The organism is Pristimantibacillus sp. Z349TD_6, from assembly GCF_056173205.1.
Genome location: NZ_CM149662.1, coordinates 5,342,379 through 5,359,397, shown reverse-complemented (window position 1 = coordinate 5,359,397; position 17,019 = coordinate 5,342,379). Strand labels below are relative to the sequence as shown.

At 42.3% G+C, this 17,019-nt stretch carries 12 protein-coding genes; 11 read left to right on the top strand and 1 reads right to left on the bottom strand.

The features are described 5' to 3' along the window. The first annotated feature begins 85 nt into the window (after positions 1-85). The 6 genes from AC0VYE_RS23555 to AC0VYE_RS23530 all read left to right on the top strand — a co-directional run bounded on the left by AC0VYE_RS23555 (position 86) and on the right by AC0VYE_RS23530 (position 9,533). Positions 86-1,639, top strand: coding sequence for a response regulator transcription factor (locus tag AC0VYE_RS23555; protein ID WP_475443060.1), 1,554 nt, complete (start codon positions 86-88; stop codon positions 1,637-1,639). A gap of 3 nt (positions 1,640-1,642) precedes the next feature. Continuing rightward, positions 1,643-3,355, top strand: a complete 1,713-nt coding sequence (locus AC0VYE_RS23550) for a sensor histidine kinase (protein WP_475443059.1) — start codon at positions 1,643-1,645, stop codon at positions 3,353-3,355. A 172-nt stretch (positions 3,356-3,527) separates the two neighbouring features. Continuing rightward, complete coding sequence (locus tag AC0VYE_RS23545; protein ID WP_441909353.1) at positions 3,528-4,478, top strand: ABC transporter permease; 951 nt, start codon at positions 3,528-3,530, stop codon at positions 4,476-4,478. Between the two features lie 30 nt (positions 4,479-4,508). After that, complete coding sequence (locus AC0VYE_RS23540) at positions 4,509-5,405, top strand: carbohydrate ABC transporter permease (protein ID WP_475443058.1); 897 nt, start codon at positions 4,509-4,511, stop codon at positions 5,403-5,405. A gap of 45 nt (positions 5,406-5,450) precedes the next feature. Further along, on the top strand, positions 5,451-7,058 hold the full coding sequence (locus AC0VYE_RS23535; RefSeq protein ID WP_076271525.1) for an extracellular solute-binding protein: 1,608 nt from the start codon (positions 5,451-5,453) through the stop codon (positions 7,056-7,058). A 75-nt stretch (positions 7,059-7,133) separates the two neighbouring features. Beyond that, entirely contained in the window at positions 7,134-9,533 is a 2,400-nt protein-coding gene (locus tag AC0VYE_RS23530; RefSeq protein WP_475443057.1) for a hypothetical protein, read from the top strand. Positions 9,534-9,713: 180 nt separating this feature from the next. Here AC0VYE_RS23530 and AC0VYE_RS23525 read toward each other — a convergent pair whose 3' ends face one another. Further along, the gene (locus tag AC0VYE_RS23525) at positions 9,714-10,358 is read right to left on the bottom strand and encodes a phosphatase PAP2 family protein (RefSeq protein WP_076271523.1); all 645 of its coding nucleotides are present in this window, start codon (positions 10,356-10,358) and stop codon (positions 9,714-9,716) included. Between the two features lie 177 nt (positions 10,359-10,535). On the opposite strand from AC0VYE_RS23525, the gene AC0VYE_RS23520 reads away from it, so the two are divergent. The 5 genes from AC0VYE_RS23520 (at position 10,536) to AC0VYE_RS23500 (ending at position 17,007) form a co-directional block, all read left to right on the top strand. Beyond that, positions 10,536-11,471 carry an AraC family transcriptional regulator gene (locus tag AC0VYE_RS23520; protein ID WP_475443056.1) on the top strand — a complete coding sequence of 312 codons (936 nt, stop codon included), beginning with the start codon at positions 10,536-10,538 and terminating at the stop codon, positions 11,469-11,471. A 26-nt stretch (positions 11,472-11,497) separates the two neighbouring features. After that, on the top strand, positions 11,498-13,912 hold the full coding sequence (locus AC0VYE_RS23515; protein WP_475443055.1) for an excinuclease ABC subunit UvrA: 2,415 nt from the start codon (positions 11,498-11,500) through the stop codon (positions 13,910-13,912). Continuing rightward, positions 13,912-14,952: a serine hydrolase domain-containing protein gene (locus tag AC0VYE_RS23510; RefSeq protein ID WP_475443054.1), complete on the top strand. Its 1,041-nt coding sequence runs from the start codon at positions 13,912-13,914 to the stop codon at positions 14,950-14,952. The genes AC0VYE_RS23515 and AC0VYE_RS23510 overlap by 1 nt, the downstream gene beginning before the upstream one ends. Positions 14,953-15,125: 173 nt before the next feature. Next, entirely contained in the window at positions 15,126-15,755 is a 630-nt protein-coding gene (locus AC0VYE_RS23505) for a hypothetical protein (protein WP_076271519.1), read from the top strand. Between the two features lie 160 nt (positions 15,756-15,915). Beyond that, positions 15,916-17,007, top strand: a complete 1,092-nt coding sequence (locus AC0VYE_RS23500) for an NAD(P)H-dependent flavin oxidoreductase (RefSeq protein ID WP_475443053.1) — start codon at positions 15,916-15,918, stop codon at positions 17,005-17,007. Positions 17,008-17,019 lie beyond the last annotated feature (12 nt).

Sequence of the window (17,019 nt, the reverse complement as noted above, 5' to 3'; positions counted from 1 at the left end):
TGAAAAGTATAGTACTGTATTGGTATATGAATAGCTTGACTTAGTGGTAAACTCCCATTGAAAATATTTCTGGCGAAATGTGGTGATGTACTTGTTAAAAATGCTTGTTGTTGATGATGACAAGTTCGAACGGGATGGCGTTAGGTTTCTCGTTGATAAATACGGACTGCATTTGGAGATCTTTGAAGCTGACAGTGGTGAAAGCGCTCTCCTGTATATCGAAAGCCATGATATTGACATCTTGCTCACCGATATCCGGATGAACGGGATGGACGGATTACAGCTAGCAGAGAAGGTTCGTGAACTAGGTAAGCCTATCAAAACGATGTTTATGAGCGCCTATGGTGAGTTCGAGTATGCACAGAAGGCAATCGATCTGAAGGCAATCCATTATATATTAAAACCTGTGCAGGTTAGCGAATTTATTAAGAATATGACCGAGATCATCCAACTGTGCGAGGAAGCGTTGAAGTTAAAGGTTCAGCAGGAAAGGCTCGAAGCTGCCTATTTGAAGGAAGTCAGATACGAAAAGCAGAAGCAGCTTACTGATATTATACTCAGCAAAGCAGAGGAGACGGATGACAAACGGGATCTGAAGGTGCCTACCGGCAGGTTCGAAAATTATCCTTACATGCGGATGCTGATGCTGGATTCTCGTAAACGCTTTTTCGATCGGCTTGATCTCGATATCGAAGAGCAGTTGGGCGAACTCATTCATCGCAATATCGATTTTATTCATTTGAATGAGTTTCAAGCGCTGCTGTTCTTGGAAACAACCCCCGACGAGTCGCTGGAAGCTATAACGGAGCTTGGCCAGCAATTGATCCGGATATTCCAGGATATGTACGATAATGATATTTGTGTTGTGATCAGCGGATTGATGGATGATGTGAAGCAGCTCCACAAACAATTTCACGAAATGGAAACGATGCTGGAAAACAAGTTCTTTTTCGATGAGGGTACGGTGATGCTGGCAAACCGCACATTATTTGCTCAGGGCGATATGACAGCAGTAGTAAATGATGTGTTAACGCAATTGACGCAAAATATTCAGCACAACCGATATGATATCGCGCAACTGTATGTCGAGCAACTGTTTGATGCTCTACAAAACAGTGAGCATTTAACGGTTATCTATGTAAAATATGTGTGCACCGAAATTGTCAAAGCTGCATTCAATGCCTCTATAAAAAAGAATAACGATAGATTCAAGCATAGTTTGGAGGACATCTATAAAACGGTAAAGTTGAGCGATTTGCGTAAAGTAGTACTGCGTATTCTAAAGGAAAACGAGTCTTTCTGCGAAACGAATTTGGAAGCGACCTCCAAAGCGATTGATGAAGTCGTCCGAATCATCGAGAACGAATATCAGACTGACTTGTCATTGGAATTATTGTCGGAGCGGGTTTATTTATCTCCTAGTTATTTGAGCCATCTATTCAAGAAACAGAAAGGGATAAGTCTTAATAAGTTCATGACCGTGCACCGAATGGAAAAGGCAAAGGAACTGCTTATAACAACCAATCGTAAAATTATCGATATCGGCCAGGATGTTGGTTATAACAACTTCTCCTACTTCAGCTCGTTATTCAAAAATCATTTTGGTCGAACGCCTTCCAAATACAGAGAAGAGGCATAAACGATGAAACGGCTGATCTATGGTTTGTTCAATCGTTTACGGTTTAATCAAAAACTGTTTCTATCTTATTTAATTGTTATTATCATTCCTATTATGGTGCTTGGCATATACGCCTACAATCAATCAAAGGACATGCTCAAATTGCAGGCACTGCAAGGGATTGATAAGAATGTGAATACCGTTACTCAGAATATTGACAATTCGGTTGAACGTTACAATCATGCGATTCGATCGATTGTATTTACTAAGATGTTTCAGAAGATTGTAGCCAACGATTATATCGACTTAGTCAATCTTTCACGGGATTTGAAAGATTTCTTAGATCCGTATTTTATCATGATGATGAACCTTGACAAGGACATTGAGAAAATAACCTTTTACACGCAAAGCACTGTTCCAGAATTCGGCGATTCAGTAGTTTCATATAAACGGGTTAACGAGAAGCCATGGTACAACGAAGCTATGAAAGGGATAGAACCGCTATGGAAATATGAGGATAACGAACTGTTTGTCATTCATAAATTCCCAAAAACTCTAAAAGAGCCCAATACGAATATGGTCTATATGCGAATTAATGAGAACAGTTTCTTCAAAAACATTACCGATCTCGATCAGGAGTATGCTGTCATTATCTCTGATGACAATAACCGAATCGTATATGCGAATCAAAGTGCAAAGTTGATTGCCTTTGACTTCAAAGACATGATGAAAATGAATGAGGGGACGGTACGCACCGGTCAAACGGAAATGTTTCTTGTCAAGAAGAAGATCGTTCAGGCTAATTGGACGGTCTATTGTTTCGTACCCGCAGCGCTTGTGTCCCATAACGCAGGTTCAATCATTAATGCGACGCTAATCGTGATCCTTGCTTGTATTGTCAGCTTGCTGATCATTATTTCGATTTTTTCCAAAACATTCATCAAACGGATATTCTCACTTAATGCGATAATGAAGCGGGTCGAATGGGGAGAATTGGATTTACAGGTTCAAAGTGAGGCCAGGGATGAAATCGGCGAACTGACTAATCGGTTCGGCAAGATGCTTAATCGGCTTAATGAACAGATCGATGAAACCTATCGAAGTAAAATCATTCAGAAAGAGGCCGAGCTGAAAGCGCTGCAATCGCAAATCAATCCTCACTTTCTATACAATACGCTCTCATTCATCAATTGGAAGGCGCTCAAAAACGAAGCGCCGGAAATTAGTCATGTCGTTACATCGATGTCGAAATTTTATCGAACGGCTCTTAATCAAGGCAACAATATTATTACTGTGCGCAACGAATTGGAGAATATCAAATCCTATATTGAGATTATTCAGGTTATGGGTGATTATAGCTTCGATGTGGTTTATAAGATCGATGAGGAGGTTAACGATTATTCAACAATAAATTTAATTCTTCAACCGCTCGCAGAAAATGCAATCAAGCATGGTATCAAACAGAAAAATAATGGAAAGGGTCTACTGTATGTTAGTGCCTGGCTTGGTAAAGGGACGGTCAATTTCGCGATTGAAGACAACGGTCCAGGTATGGAGAAGGAGACGATCGATACGATACTTACGATGCAATCGACAGGATATGGCCTCAAAAATGTCAACGAGCGTCTGCAACTGCGGTTCGGCACTAAATACGGCATCTCCATCCAAAGTCGACTTGGCTATGGTACAGTTATGACCATCGTTATTCCAAAAAGCTTGTATAGTTCCACACTATAAACAACTTATTCTCCCAAATTCAACTTCGCCCGCCGGCTAGCCGGACGGGTTTTTTTAAACTCCGTAATAAACTGCATCATTTCTAAAATATTTGATAATTATTAAATAAGTTTCCTATGTTATATTCTCTTTAGCACAATGGAACCGCTTACAAAAAGGAGGGAATAAAGCAATGAGCAATACGATTAGGGCAATTAGCACGAAACAGGTGCTGAGGAGGGAGAAGATAAAAAAATATAAACAATACCGTGTGCTGCTGATTATGATGATTCCGGCAGTTGTCTATTACATTCTATTTCATTATCTCCCCATGTACGGCGTATTGTTGGCATTCAAAGATTTTAAAATTACACAGGGCATCATCGGAAGTCCATGGGCTGGACTTCATCATTTCGAGAAGATTATGAACGACACGTATTTCTACACTGTGTTGAAAAATACACTAATTATCAGTTTAAGCAAGCTGGTTTTTGGTTTCCCGGTACCCATCATTTTTGCATTGTTATTGAGTGAGATTTCAAATATGAAATTCAAGAGGTTAGCTCAGACTGTATCCTATTTACCCCATTTTATATCATGGGTTGTCATGGCTGGGATATTTTTTACGTTGTTTTCCTTGGACGGTCCTATCAATGGCATTGTAAAACTATTAGGCGGCGATCCGATGTTATTCTTGGCGGATGATCGTTACTTCCGCACCATACTTGTGGCGACGAGTATTTTTCAAGGCTTCGGATGGGGTTCAATTATTTATTTCGCAGCCATTTCGAGCATCGATCCGCAGTTGTACGAAGCTGCTGTACTCGATGGAGCTGGCCGGTTTAAACGGATGGTTTATATATCTATTCCGATGCTTGCGCCCGTTATAGCCATTATGCTTATTCTATCAATGTCCGGTATTTTGGATGCGGGTTTTGATCAAATATTCAATATGTATAATGTCAAAGTGTATAACGTTTCAGACATAATCGATACTTATGTGTATCGCAAAGGTTTAATTGAGATGAACTATAGCTACGCGACGGCCGTTGGATTGTTCAAATCCGTGGTTGCTCTGATCCTGATCGTTATCGTAAATAAGATAGTGAAATGGATTGGCGGCAAGGAGCATGCCATATGGTAATTTTCTTAATTAGACGAGGGAGCGAGAGCGATGATTAACATAAAAAAATCAACGGCAGACAAAATAGTCGACGTCTTTTTGTATCTCATTCTGGCAGGTATTATCTTTATCACATTGTATCCCTTTTGGACGCAGGTCGTGATTTCTTTAGATGGAGCAGGAGCAGACAGTGCTGCCTATTCATCAGGCTTCATATGGTTGCCGACACAGCTCACGTTCGAGAGCTACAAGCTGGCCTTTAAGTTCGATGCGCTATGGACGGGATACTGGAATACGATTATTCGAACCGTGCTGGGTGTTATATTATCTATATTTTTCACGGCCATAACCGCTTATCCATTAGCAAAAAAAGACCTTCCCTTCAACCGATCGTTTACAAGCATGATTTTGTTCACGATGTTGTTTGCTGGGGGGACGATTCCTTCGTACCTGCTTATTAAGGAACTGAATATGCTTGATACGATTTGGTCGCTTGTTATTCCGGGAATGATTGGTGCGTTTAACGTATTGATTATGCGAAATTTTTTTCGTTCGATTCCGGAAGAACTGGAAGAGTCGGCACGAGTGGATGGTGCAGGTTACTTGCGGATATTTACTCAGATCGTCATACCTTTATCGAAGCCAGTGCTGGCTACGATTGCTTTATGGGTAGGTGTAGGCCACTGGAATGCATGGTTTGACAGCATGATCTACATTTCAGATCCGAATAAGCAAGTTCTGCAGATTGTTTTACGCAAAATTATTATTCAAAACAACATGGCGGATATTAACAGCGTCATTCAAAATATCGGTAAAACAACAGAGTTTTCGGGAAGACAGCTGCAAGCCACGGTTGTCATGTTCTCGATCATTCCAATGCTGGTCGTTTATCCATTTATCCAGAAGTATTTTGTCAAAGGCGTTATGATTGGCGCTATTAAAGGGTAACTCCCCTAATAGATAATATTTCATAAACAGAGAGGGCTGGTTGAAATGATAAAGAAGCGTGTATTGCTAGGAGGGCTATCCGCAGTTATGCTGATGTCGATCATGGCGGGATGCGGCAAAAATGATTCCTCGGGTAATCAGACTGATAATGGGAATAAACAATCGGCAGTCAATGGAGAAGCGACGAATAAAAAAATGAAATTGATGTTTTGGAATTTAGATGAGAATCAAACGACAGATTCTGTCGGATTAAATGCACTGAAAGAGAAGTACAACGTCGATTTGGAAAGTATAGCATCAACCAGGGAAGCGATGAAAGAAAAACTGAACCTTCTCATATCCTCTGGTGAAATTCCAGATTGGTGGAAAGAGCCATCGTTTACGGATTACGATAAATTTCTCCAACAGGATGTTGCCGCTGAAATTCCGCAACAATTAATTGAACAAAATATGCCGAAATATACGGAGTGGCTTAAACGTTACCTTGGGGAAGATCCATTTAAGTATATAAGAAGAGATGGGAAAATCTATGGATTACCGGTCATCTGGGATATTGGTATCGATGGTATACAGCTTGGTTTTCGTGAAGATTGGTTGAAAAAAGTAGGCATAACAAAAACACCGGAAACGCTTGATGAGATGGAAGCTGCATTGACGAAATTCCGGAACGAGGATCCTGACGGCAATGGTAAAAAAGATACGTATGGCATCACAGCAGCAGGTGAAAATATCGAATCTATTTTCAGCTCCGTGTTTGGCGCATATGATGCTTATCCTAATATATTCCGTGAGAAAGATGGAGTAATCGTCCGTGGAGAAATTGAACCAGGCGCCAAGCAAGCGCTTGAAGTTCTGAACCGTTGGTATAAAAATGAATTGATTGATCCCGAATTTGTCGTTAATAAAGGTAATAATGTTGAAGACAAAGTGCTTACGGACAAAATAGGAGCGATTGAATATTATTGGTGGGCGTTCTTGCCGGGCAACGCATTCCTTGGTGGAGAACAGTGGTATGACAAGCTGGCTAAGAAGTACCCGGGCTTTAATTTTGCAATTGAAGGCGGAATTAAGGGACCCGATGGGAAATACGGCATATCACAGTACAACCCAGCCTTTGCATCGGGTGTTATGTTCGGTAAGCATTTAGAAAAAGACCAGGAAAAACTGATTAAATACATGCAAATTTTCGAAGCTACCCAATTTGATCCGGAAATTTATGAAAAAATGAACTTTGGAGAGAAAGGTGTCCATTGGAATAAGAGCGACAAAGGAACGGTTGAATTCATCGCTCCATATACAGACGAGAAAGAACGCAAAAAAATAGGGCTTGGCGGTTACTCGATGGCAGGCTCGTTCAATGACTACGAATTTCAAACGTCATATACATCTGAAGAAAGTCTGCGTCAGCTTGCGAAAGATACACGTGCCAAGGGAACGAGAAATATTGATATTCTAGCACCATTCAACAAGCCCATCTACAATGAAACGCAGGATAAGTTGAAACAGTATACACTGCAAAATTTTATAGATTTTATTACGGGTCGCAAACCGCTGAGCGAATTCGATAGTTTTGTAGCTGAATGGAAAAAGATGGGCGGCAATGATGTATTAAAAGAAGCGCAACAAGTATATGACGACAATTTAAAATCATAATCATTTTGCTAAGCTAATTATCGATCTAAGAATGCGCTTAAATGAAAAATTATGCAGCAGGGAGATAGGAGAACTATGTATACCATAAACGCTGGTGTCTTAAAATTGCAGTTGAACGAAAAAGGTCAAATCACAGCTATGAACGATAGCGGGGATCATGCGTATGCATCAACTTCGCAGACTACTGTGCTTATACGCATTGTCATCGATGGTCGAATGGAAGTGCCTTCGAAGGCATCCTTGAACGCGGTACTGGGGCTAATAACATTTGAATTTGCAGATAGCGGTGCTGTGGTCGATGTATTGATAGCAGAAAAATCGCAGTATGCGACATTTGAGATTCAGCGTATTGAAGGTGCCGACGTGGATGGGGTCATATGGGGACCGTATATGACAACGGTTGCCGGTTCGATCGGTGAATCGGTTGGTGTCGTTCATAATGGACAATTCGCGATTGGCCTTCAGGCATTGAATATCAAGACTGTCGGGGGGTGGCCGATCGAGCTCGATCGGTTGGAAAATGTGCAGCAAAGTTATTCGGACAACGGGAACGTAAAACCGGATCCTGACAGTCAGCAAATATCCGATAGTAAATTCGAGTATGATGTTTGCGCAGCATGGCCAACAAGCGAAGGAAGCCTGCTGCAGGCATTTGCTAGAAATCGGTCGAAGAGCTTTCGTCGCCCGGCATGGAACTTACCGCTTGTTCAAACAGCGCCCATAAGTGGGGACGACGCATCTATCGTTGGAACAAGTATTGCTCTGTTCGGTTGTGAGTTACAGCATGTGCTTGCGACGATTGAAGCGATTGAGATTGGAGAAGGGCTGCCTCATCCTATGATCGAAGGGGTCTGGGGTAAAATATCGCCTATGGCAAACCAATCGTACCTGATTACGGATTTCTCCGAATCTACAATGTCCGAAGCTGTACGTTTTACGAAAATGGCTGGTCTCAAATACGTGTATCATCCCGATCCATTCATCAATTGGGGACATTTCACTCTGAAGCCAAAAAGCTTCCCGAATGGCGATGAGGGTTTAAAGTCTTCTGTGGCGATGGCAGAAGGTGAGGGTGTTCATGTCGGCGTGCATACACTATCCAACTTTACGACATTAAATGATTCCTATGTAACGCCAGTTCCGGATGAAAGGCTGCAAATGGCAGGCATGTCGCAATTAGTTGCAACGGTTGACTTAGAAGCAGATTGTATCGAGGTTGATGATCCCGCGCCGTTTCAACTACATTTGTTCCGGCATACAGCACAAATCGGAAGTGAACAAATCGAATATGATGGAGTTACAGAAAGCGCGCCGTGGAAGCTGACAGGCGTTAAGCGTGGAGTAAATGGAACAACCATCGCGACGCATGAAATCGGTACGATTATAGGTCGACTATGGGATCACCCTTACGATGTATTTTTCCCGAACATTGAGCTGCAGGACGAATATTGCGTTCGCATCAACGAGCTATTTATGAAAACGGGCTTGAAGCAAATATCATTTGATGGTTTGGAAGGCTGCTATGCAACAGGTCATGACGGGTATGGAGTGAATCGTTTTGTGAAAATGTGTTATGACGGCTGGGGAGAAGAAGTCATTAACGATGCTAGCATTGTCGTTCCAAACTATTTGTGGCATGTATTCACAAGGTTCAACTGGGGCGAGCCTTGGGGTGCTGCAACACGTGAAGGGCAGCTAGAATGGCGGCTTACCAACCAGCGGTATTTTGCCCGTAACTTCATTCCGTCAATGCTTGGATGGTTTCTTGTTCGTTCTGCTTCCGATCAGTTCGAAGCGACGTCACCTGATGAAATAGAGTGGGTATTATCGAAAGCGGCAGGTTTTAACGCTGGTTTTGCTTTAGTTGCCGATATGCAGGTGCTTGGGCGAAACGGTAACATTGAGTCGGTATTTACATCCGTGCGCGAGTGGGAGACAGCAAGACAAGCCGGCGCCTTCACATCCGAACAACGGGAACGGTTGAAGGACCCGAAAAGCGATTGGCATTTGGAAGCTTCAGGTGAAGGAAAGTGGAATTTATACCCTGTTCATATCTCAAAACCGCTCGTATGCAACCCGGCGGAGCTGCAGCCAGGCCAGCCAGGAGGAGCAGATTGGACGCATTTCAACCGATATGCGGATCAACCGCTAAAATTTACGCTGCGTGTCATTCCTTCATATGGAAACGATGATGCTTCGATTAAACGTCCAACTTTTTATACGAATGGTGTATACATGACGTTTGATACAGAAGTTTTCGTGAACCAATATCTCGTTTGTGAAGGTGACAGAATCGGTAAAGTTTATGATCAGAACTGGAATCTGCTAAGAACCATTCATGCTTCCGCCGATGCGCCAATCGTAAGAAAAGGTGGACAGCCGCTATCATTCAGTTGCAAATTCGAAGGCGATCCGAAACCTCTAGTTAGCGTCAGAGTGACGACTTGGGGAGAACGGGAAGAAGTAGTAAATTAAGCGGCGGCCGTTTTCCTATACATAATAGGGGAACGGTCTTCTTTGGTGGAAGCAAGTTTGCAGGAAACCCACTCCTCATTATGTAAGTCTGCCAGTTAAGACCAATTCTGATTTCTGAGATGGTCCTCCCTTTTGTTACCTCTACTTTCCAGCCCTTTGTAATGATCATAGATCCCATTGCTACATACTTGTAGTAGCCTGCTTGTCACGCCGTTGATTTCGAGATGAGATATAATGGACAACCTGGTATGTCACTTCAGCGAAGAGAATTCCTCCAAATACATCAATGAGTGCATGCTGCTTGGTGAAGACAGTGGAGATGATAATGAGCCACAACAAAATGTACATAAAGACTCTAACAGACAGTTTGACAATTAATTCACGTTTCAAAGTTATGAATAGCAAATAACTTGTTAAGCAGTGGACACTAGGAAAACAGTTAAAGGGTGCGTCAGACTCGTAAATAAAATTAACAAGCCTGCTCGCCAAGTCAGCGCCATCAACATCGGGCCGAGGGACAAGGGTAGCAAAAAACCAGAAAACAACATTGCATGCCATGACGGAAATATTATAGATCAATAGAGTACGCCAATAAATACGGCGATGTTTAACAGCTAGATACAAAAAGCTTAGATATAAAACAGGCATCCAGCTTATATAAGGGAAGATAAACCATTTTACAAAAGGAATTAACGTATCTATCCAAAAATAATCCAAAATAATGTCCGGTCCAATATTGCTGGCAATCCCCATATAAATAAACCCCTGAAGAGGAATGGAAAGAATACCTAACAGGTGTTTCCATTTTTCAATCCACATTTTCATTTTAGTCCTCACTCGCTTCTCTTGAAGTTTTATTCATTCTAAACTTCATCAGATGCCAGAACAATACACAAATGTAATACATTATTGAATTGTTTTTGAAAAAACATATTTTAACATATGTTATTCTGTATTCTGTAATGGACTAATGTTGCTCCAAAAGGTGCGGAGGGATCATATATGACAATTTCTCAAAGTAAAAAAGAGTATTTGCGTCGCATTCATAAAGTGCAGGATTATATAGAAGCAAATGTATGTGACTCTCATTCACTAGATGAGCTTGCTTCCATTGCTGGGTTTTCAAAGTATCACTTTCATAAAGTTTTTAAAGGGATCGTGAATGAATCATTGCTGCAATACGTAAACCGAGTGAAGCTGGAGAAAGCATTAAATTTTCTCATTCATCGGCCAGATATGACAGTTACGGCTATCGCTTATCAATTTGGTTTTACGGATACTGCGATTTTTTCACGGGCGTTTAAAAATTATTATGGTGTAAGCCCAAGCTATTATAGAAACCAATATCGCAAGAATTGCAAAGACTTGATAAAAATATCTCCTTATCATGAAAGTATGCTGAAAATGACAAAAAAGGATGATGAAAATAAGGTAAAAGGAAAGGTAACCATTAAGACGATTGGCGACATGAATGTTGCCTATGTGAGGCATCTTGGCACCTATGAACAATTAAAGCTTGTTTTTGAATCACTCATGCACCAGCTGTTCACTTATTTAAGCAAATGGAACCTCATCGATTCGAGCAGCATAAAAGTGTTGACGATCTATCATGATCATCCGGAAATTACAGAGGATCATCATAGAAGAACCAGCCTTTGTGTGACAATCCCAAGCAGTGCTGCCAAGGTCATCGAAAAAGGGGATAGTGATGTCGGAATCATGATTATTCCTTCCAGCAAATACGCTGTAGGTCATTTTGAAATATACCAAAATGAGTATAGTGAAGCTTGGGACTATTTATGCGGCGAATGGCTGCCCCAAAGCGGTTATCTTCCTCGTGACACCTCAAGTTTTGAAGTATATGTCAGCGAACCAGACCCAAACCCACAAACAAAACATGTCGTAGATATTTATTTGCCGATAGGACCTCTTGCATAGTCAAATCTAGAATAAGGGGCGATGAGATGGAGCAGAAAAACATAACGATAAAAGGGGCACGAGTGCATAACCTCAAGAACGTAGACATTTCAATTCCAAAAAACAAGCTGGTGGCAGCAACTGGCGTCAGCGGATCAGGTAAATCCAGCCTTGTGTTTGATATTATTTTTGAGGAAGGACGTAAGCAATACTTGCAATCCTTAGGTATTGTTGCTGGGCTTGATAATGAAGACAAATTCGACAGTATAGAAGGTTTAAGCCCAGCCATAGCCGTGCAGCAAAATACGATCCGTCAAAGCAACACGCGCTCAACCGTAGGCTCAAAGACCAATATTATGAATAGGGTGGCACTGCTCTATGCTGGAGAAGGGTCAATTCGTTGCTCCACCTGCGGAACAGCTGTGAATGACAACCTATTCTGCTTAGAATGCGGGAATAGCGAGGAGCGATTGTCGCCAAGTTATTTTTCCAACCTTTCTCCAAATGGAATGTGTATCAAGTGCTCTGGGCGAGGATCGTATTTTGAAGTTGATATGGAAAAACTTGTTTCAGATAGCCGTATGACTTTGGAGCAGGTTCTTGATGGAGTCGGCTTAACTCCAGGTTATTTGCGATTATTTCAAAGGAAGTTCCATTCCTATTTAGCTATTCCTTTCTTACAACTGCCAGAAGAAGTAAGGGGAGAAATCATCTATGGGCATTATGCAAACGGCAATTCTGAAAAACGCAGCGCCTGTTTAACGAACATATTTCATACTCGCCTTCATAGAGGAGAACCGTTAAATGGTGTGTATGCTAATATTGTATGTTCCGAGTGCCATGGATTTAGAGTGGGTGAAGAGGCAAGGGCAGTGCTGTTAAATGGCAAGCATATTGGTCAACTTGGGCGGATGACAATCTCAGAAGTGAATGATGTGCTTGAAGATTTGTTCCAGCAAAACACATTCACAATGATGGGGAAAAACTTGCTGCAAGAAATATTGCTTAAAACGAATAACTTGATTAAAGCACGCCTCGGCCATCTTTCCCTTTACAGAGAAATGCCAACTTTGAGTGGTGGAGAAATACAGCGATTATTTCTGCATTCACATTTGGATGCAAAAATGGATGCGATGATCTATGTTCTCGACGAACCTACAGCAGGGCTGCATGAGTCTGAAAAATCGGATGTTTTAAAATTTATACGCGCACTCAAAGATCTGGGCAATACGGTGATTGTTGTAGAGCACCATAATAATGCAATTAAAATAGCAGAGCATATCATAGATATAGGACCCATGGCGGGTATTGAAGGTGGAGAGGTTATTTATGAGGGTGATTTAGAAGGATTGCTCGAGTGCAAAGAGTCTATCACTGGCCAATATCTTTCAGGCAAAATGACCATGCCGTTCAGAACTAAACATCCGTGTATTGAAACAGTACCTTGTCTAACCATTCGACATGCCAAAACGAACAACCTCAAGGATGTGACAGCAGCTATTCCTTTAGGTGTAATGGTCGGGATTGCAGGTATGTCGGGAAGCGGTAAAAGCTCGCTGATTTCAAATACGCTGCTCCCTCTCCTGAAAAACCATTTTCGTAATAAGCAGGACAGCAACGAAGAAACCGAAATGGGCAATGAGGTAGAAGCCATGATGACTCAAATGGCTGCGGACAGGTTGGAGGGCTTGGAGCATATTAGTGGCTACGCCGAAATATCACAGGCACCTATAGGCAGGAGCTCGAGCTCCAATCCTGCATCTTATATCGGCATTTGGGATAAAATTCGCAGCTTGTTTGCCAAACAGCCGGCAGCAGTGAAGCGGAATTTTATTTCAGCCCACTTCTCATTCAACTCGAAAGGCGCATGTTCGGAATGCTGCGGCAGTGGACATACGGCAATCTGGCTGGGCGGCAATTTGAAAATAGAAAAACCATGCACAGCATGCTGTGGGAAAAGGTTTAACGATGACGCGTTATCGATCGAATACAAAGGTAAAAATATTTTGGACATCTTAGAACTGAGCGTCTCGGAAGCGGTTGTTTTCTTTGAAGACAACAAGGTGATTGTGACAGCTTTGAAAGTAATGGATCGAATGGGGATCGGATACTTAAAACTGGGTCAGCCCACACCCTCTTTAAGCGGCGGAGAAGCGCAAAGAATAAAACTCGCTAAAGAGATTGGCCGAAGACGGAAAGGGAATACCCTGTATATACTGGATGAGCCTACCACTGGTCTTAGTCTGTATGATACCGCAAAGCTCATCGAATTGTTAGACGAGCTTATAGCAAATGGGAATTCTGTAATCGTTATTGAGCATAACCCGGCTGTTCTCGCTTCCTGCGACTGGATGATAGAACTTGGACCAGGCGGCGGCCCAGAAGGAGGTTATATTATTGCAGAAGGTTCACCCGATGTGCTGAAAGGAAATCCACAGTCCTTAACCGGGAGGTATCTATAATGCAAAGAGATTACTGGCCAACAACAGAGTGGCGGACGAGGGAGCCAGCAGCTCTCGGCATGGACACAGAAAAGTTTTCCGAACTTAACCAACTAATAAAGACACAATATAGTAATCTAAATGGTATTGTTGTTGTGCATAAGGGTTATATCGCCTTTGAAAAATATGAAAACAGCTTTATCGCTAGTGATACCCATCATGTAGCTTCGGTTACAAAAAGCATCACATCTGCTCTCATCGGCATCGCTATAGACAAAGGATATATCAAAAGTGTAGACGAAAAGGTACTGGATTTCTTCCCCGAATATGTTTCCGTTGCCAGCGACATTCAGAAGCGGGCGGTAACGATCCGGCAGCTTCTCACGATGACGGCGCCGTTTCCTTTTACATGGAAACCAGGAGGGGGAGCGCAGGAGCCGCTGGACAGACTGCGGAGGCAAAAGGATTGGACCAAATATACGCTTGACCTACTGGGACAAAAAGGGCGAATGGGCGAGTTTCAGTATTGTACTGCGGGTGCACATCTGCTGTCGGTTATTTTGACACGCACGACAGGTAAAAGCGCTCGTGAGTTTGCAAATGAGCAGTTGTTTGGGCCAATTGGGATGAAAATCATAGCTGATCGTCAAATGAAATCGTTTGGTCTCGAAGATGTATTTGGGAAAAGCCTAAAAGGATGGATTCATGACCCTAACGGAAATTCGACAGGGGGTTGGGGGCTTTGTCTAACGCTCAGAGACATGGCGCGTTTTGGATTTCTATATTTAAATGACGGCATTTGGGAAGATAAACAGATAATCTCCACAAAGTGGCATGATGAGTCGATCACAATGAATGCGAACAAATACGGTTATTTGTGGTGGCTGCATGAAGAGGATGGGAATTATGCATATATGGCAATGGGCGATGGAGGCAATGCTATTATTTGCATTCCGGCCAAAGATTTGATAGTAGCTATAGCTTCCAAAATCGTCAACAAACCTCGTGATATATGGCCTCTGATTAAAAATTGCATCATTCCCTCTGTCGTAATCCGTTGAATATCCTCTATTTGCTATCGTCTAGTGTTTGCTAGTCTGATTGACACATGCCTATAATAATAGATGCAGCATTTGTGGCATTCCATAATCGCATTGAAGACGAGTTACCCTACGAGATAGCTAAATATAGCCTGCTTTACGAGATGATAGTAGGATAGGAGACAGGTGAGACGATGACAACGAATAATGAGACAACTAACGAGGAAGTAAATAATAAGGAAGCTGCGATGTCCGAGGAGAAATGGGCTGAGCTTATAAAGGCTGTTCACCATAATGGTCTTGTAGCTTTAAAAATGCACTTTAACGAGGTTGAAGCACAGGTATCAAATTTCGTAGATTACGGCCCGGTTTTTGTATTTAACGTGAAGGATGAATCGGGTAGTGTATATTCGTGCGGATTTTTTCTGCGCGAGTTAATTGCTAGATTCCAATCGGATAATGATCCAGCAGTATGGTTGGCTTCTTTTTTCGTCGATCTTATGGAGACAGAAGGTGGCAAGCCTTTGCCTAAACCGGCTACGAATGAAGATGAGGCTAAAGAGATCATAGACAAAGTACTCGTACCGCAATGTATAAAAGCTGTAACAGAAGAGTTTGCTCCGGAACAGGTACATGCGGGACTGGCTTGGAAGGAAGACCACGGTCCGATTTTTGAAGTGGGTTTTCCAGCAATCATAGATGGAAATAACGTATGTGCTGTTTCTTTGCATCTATTGTTAACACATTTGCAGTTGAATCGTGATCCAGGAGAGCTGCTGATTCAAGGATTGTATGACATTCGGTATGAGCATGGCTTAGAATAAATAACGTAGATAAGATTTAACGCAGCCTGATTAGGCTGCGTTTTTTTTATATGATAAAATCGATCTAAGAAAATAAAAAGTGTACAATTTAAGAGAATAAGAATAATAACTGGGTTGACTCTAATGATTCAAAAAATCATAACAAATTGGAGAAGAAAACATGAATATAAATCTACATACTGAGGTTTGCCAACTGTTTAATATTCGTTATCCGCTTTTTTTAGCTGGAATGGCTGGCGGGCCATCGACTGTAAAATTGGTAGCAGCAGTATCGAATGCAGGTGGACTAGGAACGGTTGGCGCTGCATATATGGAGCCGGCTGCCATTCGAGAAACGATTAATGAAATCCGCAAGCTGACAGATAAGCCTTTTGCAGTTAATCTTTTTGCGACGCAAACTTCGGATGACAGTACTCGAATTGGAGAAGTTCAGCGAGAGCTAAACCTTATGCGGAATGTGCTTGGAATTTCTCTTGCGAGTGCGGAACATGTGACGACTCCCGATCGTTTTGACCAACAAATTGCTGTTTTGCTCGAAGAGAAGGTTCCTGTCATCAGCACAGCATTCGGTATTCTTCCGGAGCCTTTCTTGCGGCAAGCTAAAGAGGCTAATCTTCTTGTTGTTGCGATGGTAACTACGGTGAACGAAGCGCTTCTGGCGGAGCAAGCAGGCTGCGATGCGATAGTTGCCCAAGGCAGCGAAGCGGGCGGACATCGAGGAACGTTTGACATAACCGAGCATCAGCTGGGTGCAAATATTGGAACATTTGCTTTGGTACCGCAAATTGTAGATCGTGTGAGCATTCCAGTCATTGCTGCGGGCGGCATTATGGATGGACGAGGATTAGTAGCGTCACTTATTTTAGGAGCACAGGGTGTCCAGATGGGGACGCGATTTCTTACAGCGATTGAATCTGGTGCGCATGAGGTTTATAAGCAGGCTCTGCTGAAAAGTACAGAGGAGAGCACAGTTATTACGAAAGCTTTCTCGGGTCGACCAGCTAGAGGCATACGCAATTCATTTGTTAAGCAATGGGAAGAGAACGGGATCGAGCCCCTTCCGTTTCCTACTCAAAACACCGTGACTCGTGATATAAGAAACGCTGCAAGCAGCCAAAACAATTCAGAATATATGTCCCTATGGGCTGGTCAAGGGACAAGGATGCTTACTTCTGGTCAAACTGCGGAGGATATCGTTGCGGAGACGATTCGGCAAGCACTTTCCATTAGTGAGACAGGCAGGTTCCAATAACATAAATTTCTG

Coding starts and splice junctions, on each gene's coding strand:
- AC0VYE_RS23540 (WP_475443058.1), top strand. CDS start 4,509: ATGATTAACATAAAAAAATCAACGGCAGACAAAATAGTCGACGTCTTT.
- AC0VYE_RS23535 (WP_076271525.1), top strand. CDS start 5,451: ATGATAAAGAAGCGTGTATTGCTAGGAGGGCTATCCGCAGTTATGCTG.
- AC0VYE_RS23500 (WP_475443053.1), top strand. CDS start 15,916: ATGAATATAAATCTACATACTGAGGTTTGCCAACTGTTTAATATTCGT.
- AC0VYE_RS23550 (WP_475443059.1), top strand. CDS start 1,643: ATGAAACGGCTGATCTATGGTTTGTTCAATCGTTTACGGTTTAATCAA.
- AC0VYE_RS23530 (WP_475443057.1), top strand. CDS start 7,134: ATGTATACCATAAACGCTGGTGTCTTAAAATTGCAGTTGAACGAAAAA.
- AC0VYE_RS23545 (WP_441909353.1), top strand. CDS start 3,528: ATGAGCAATACGATTAGGGCAATTAGCACGAAACAGGTGCTGAGGAGG.
- AC0VYE_RS23555 (WP_475443060.1), top strand. CDS start 86: ATGTACTTGTTAAAAATGCTTGTTGTTGATGATGACAAGTTCGAACGG.
- AC0VYE_RS23525 (WP_076271523.1), bottom strand. CDS start 10,358: ATGAAAATGTGGATTGAAAAATGGAAACACCTGTTAGGTATTCTTTCC.
- AC0VYE_RS23520 (WP_475443056.1), top strand. CDS start 10,536: ATGACAATTTCTCAAAGTAAAAAAGAGTATTTGCGTCGCATTCATAAA.
- AC0VYE_RS23505 (WP_076271519.1), top strand. CDS start 15,126: ATGACAACGAATAATGAGACAACTAACGAGGAAGTAAATAATAAGGAA.
- AC0VYE_RS23510 (WP_475443054.1), top strand. CDS start 13,912: ATGCAAAGAGATTACTGGCCAACAACAGAGTGGCGGACGAGGGAGCCA.
- AC0VYE_RS23515 (WP_475443055.1), top strand. CDS start 11,498: ATGGAGCAGAAAAACATAACGATAAAAGGGGCACGAGTGCATAACCTC.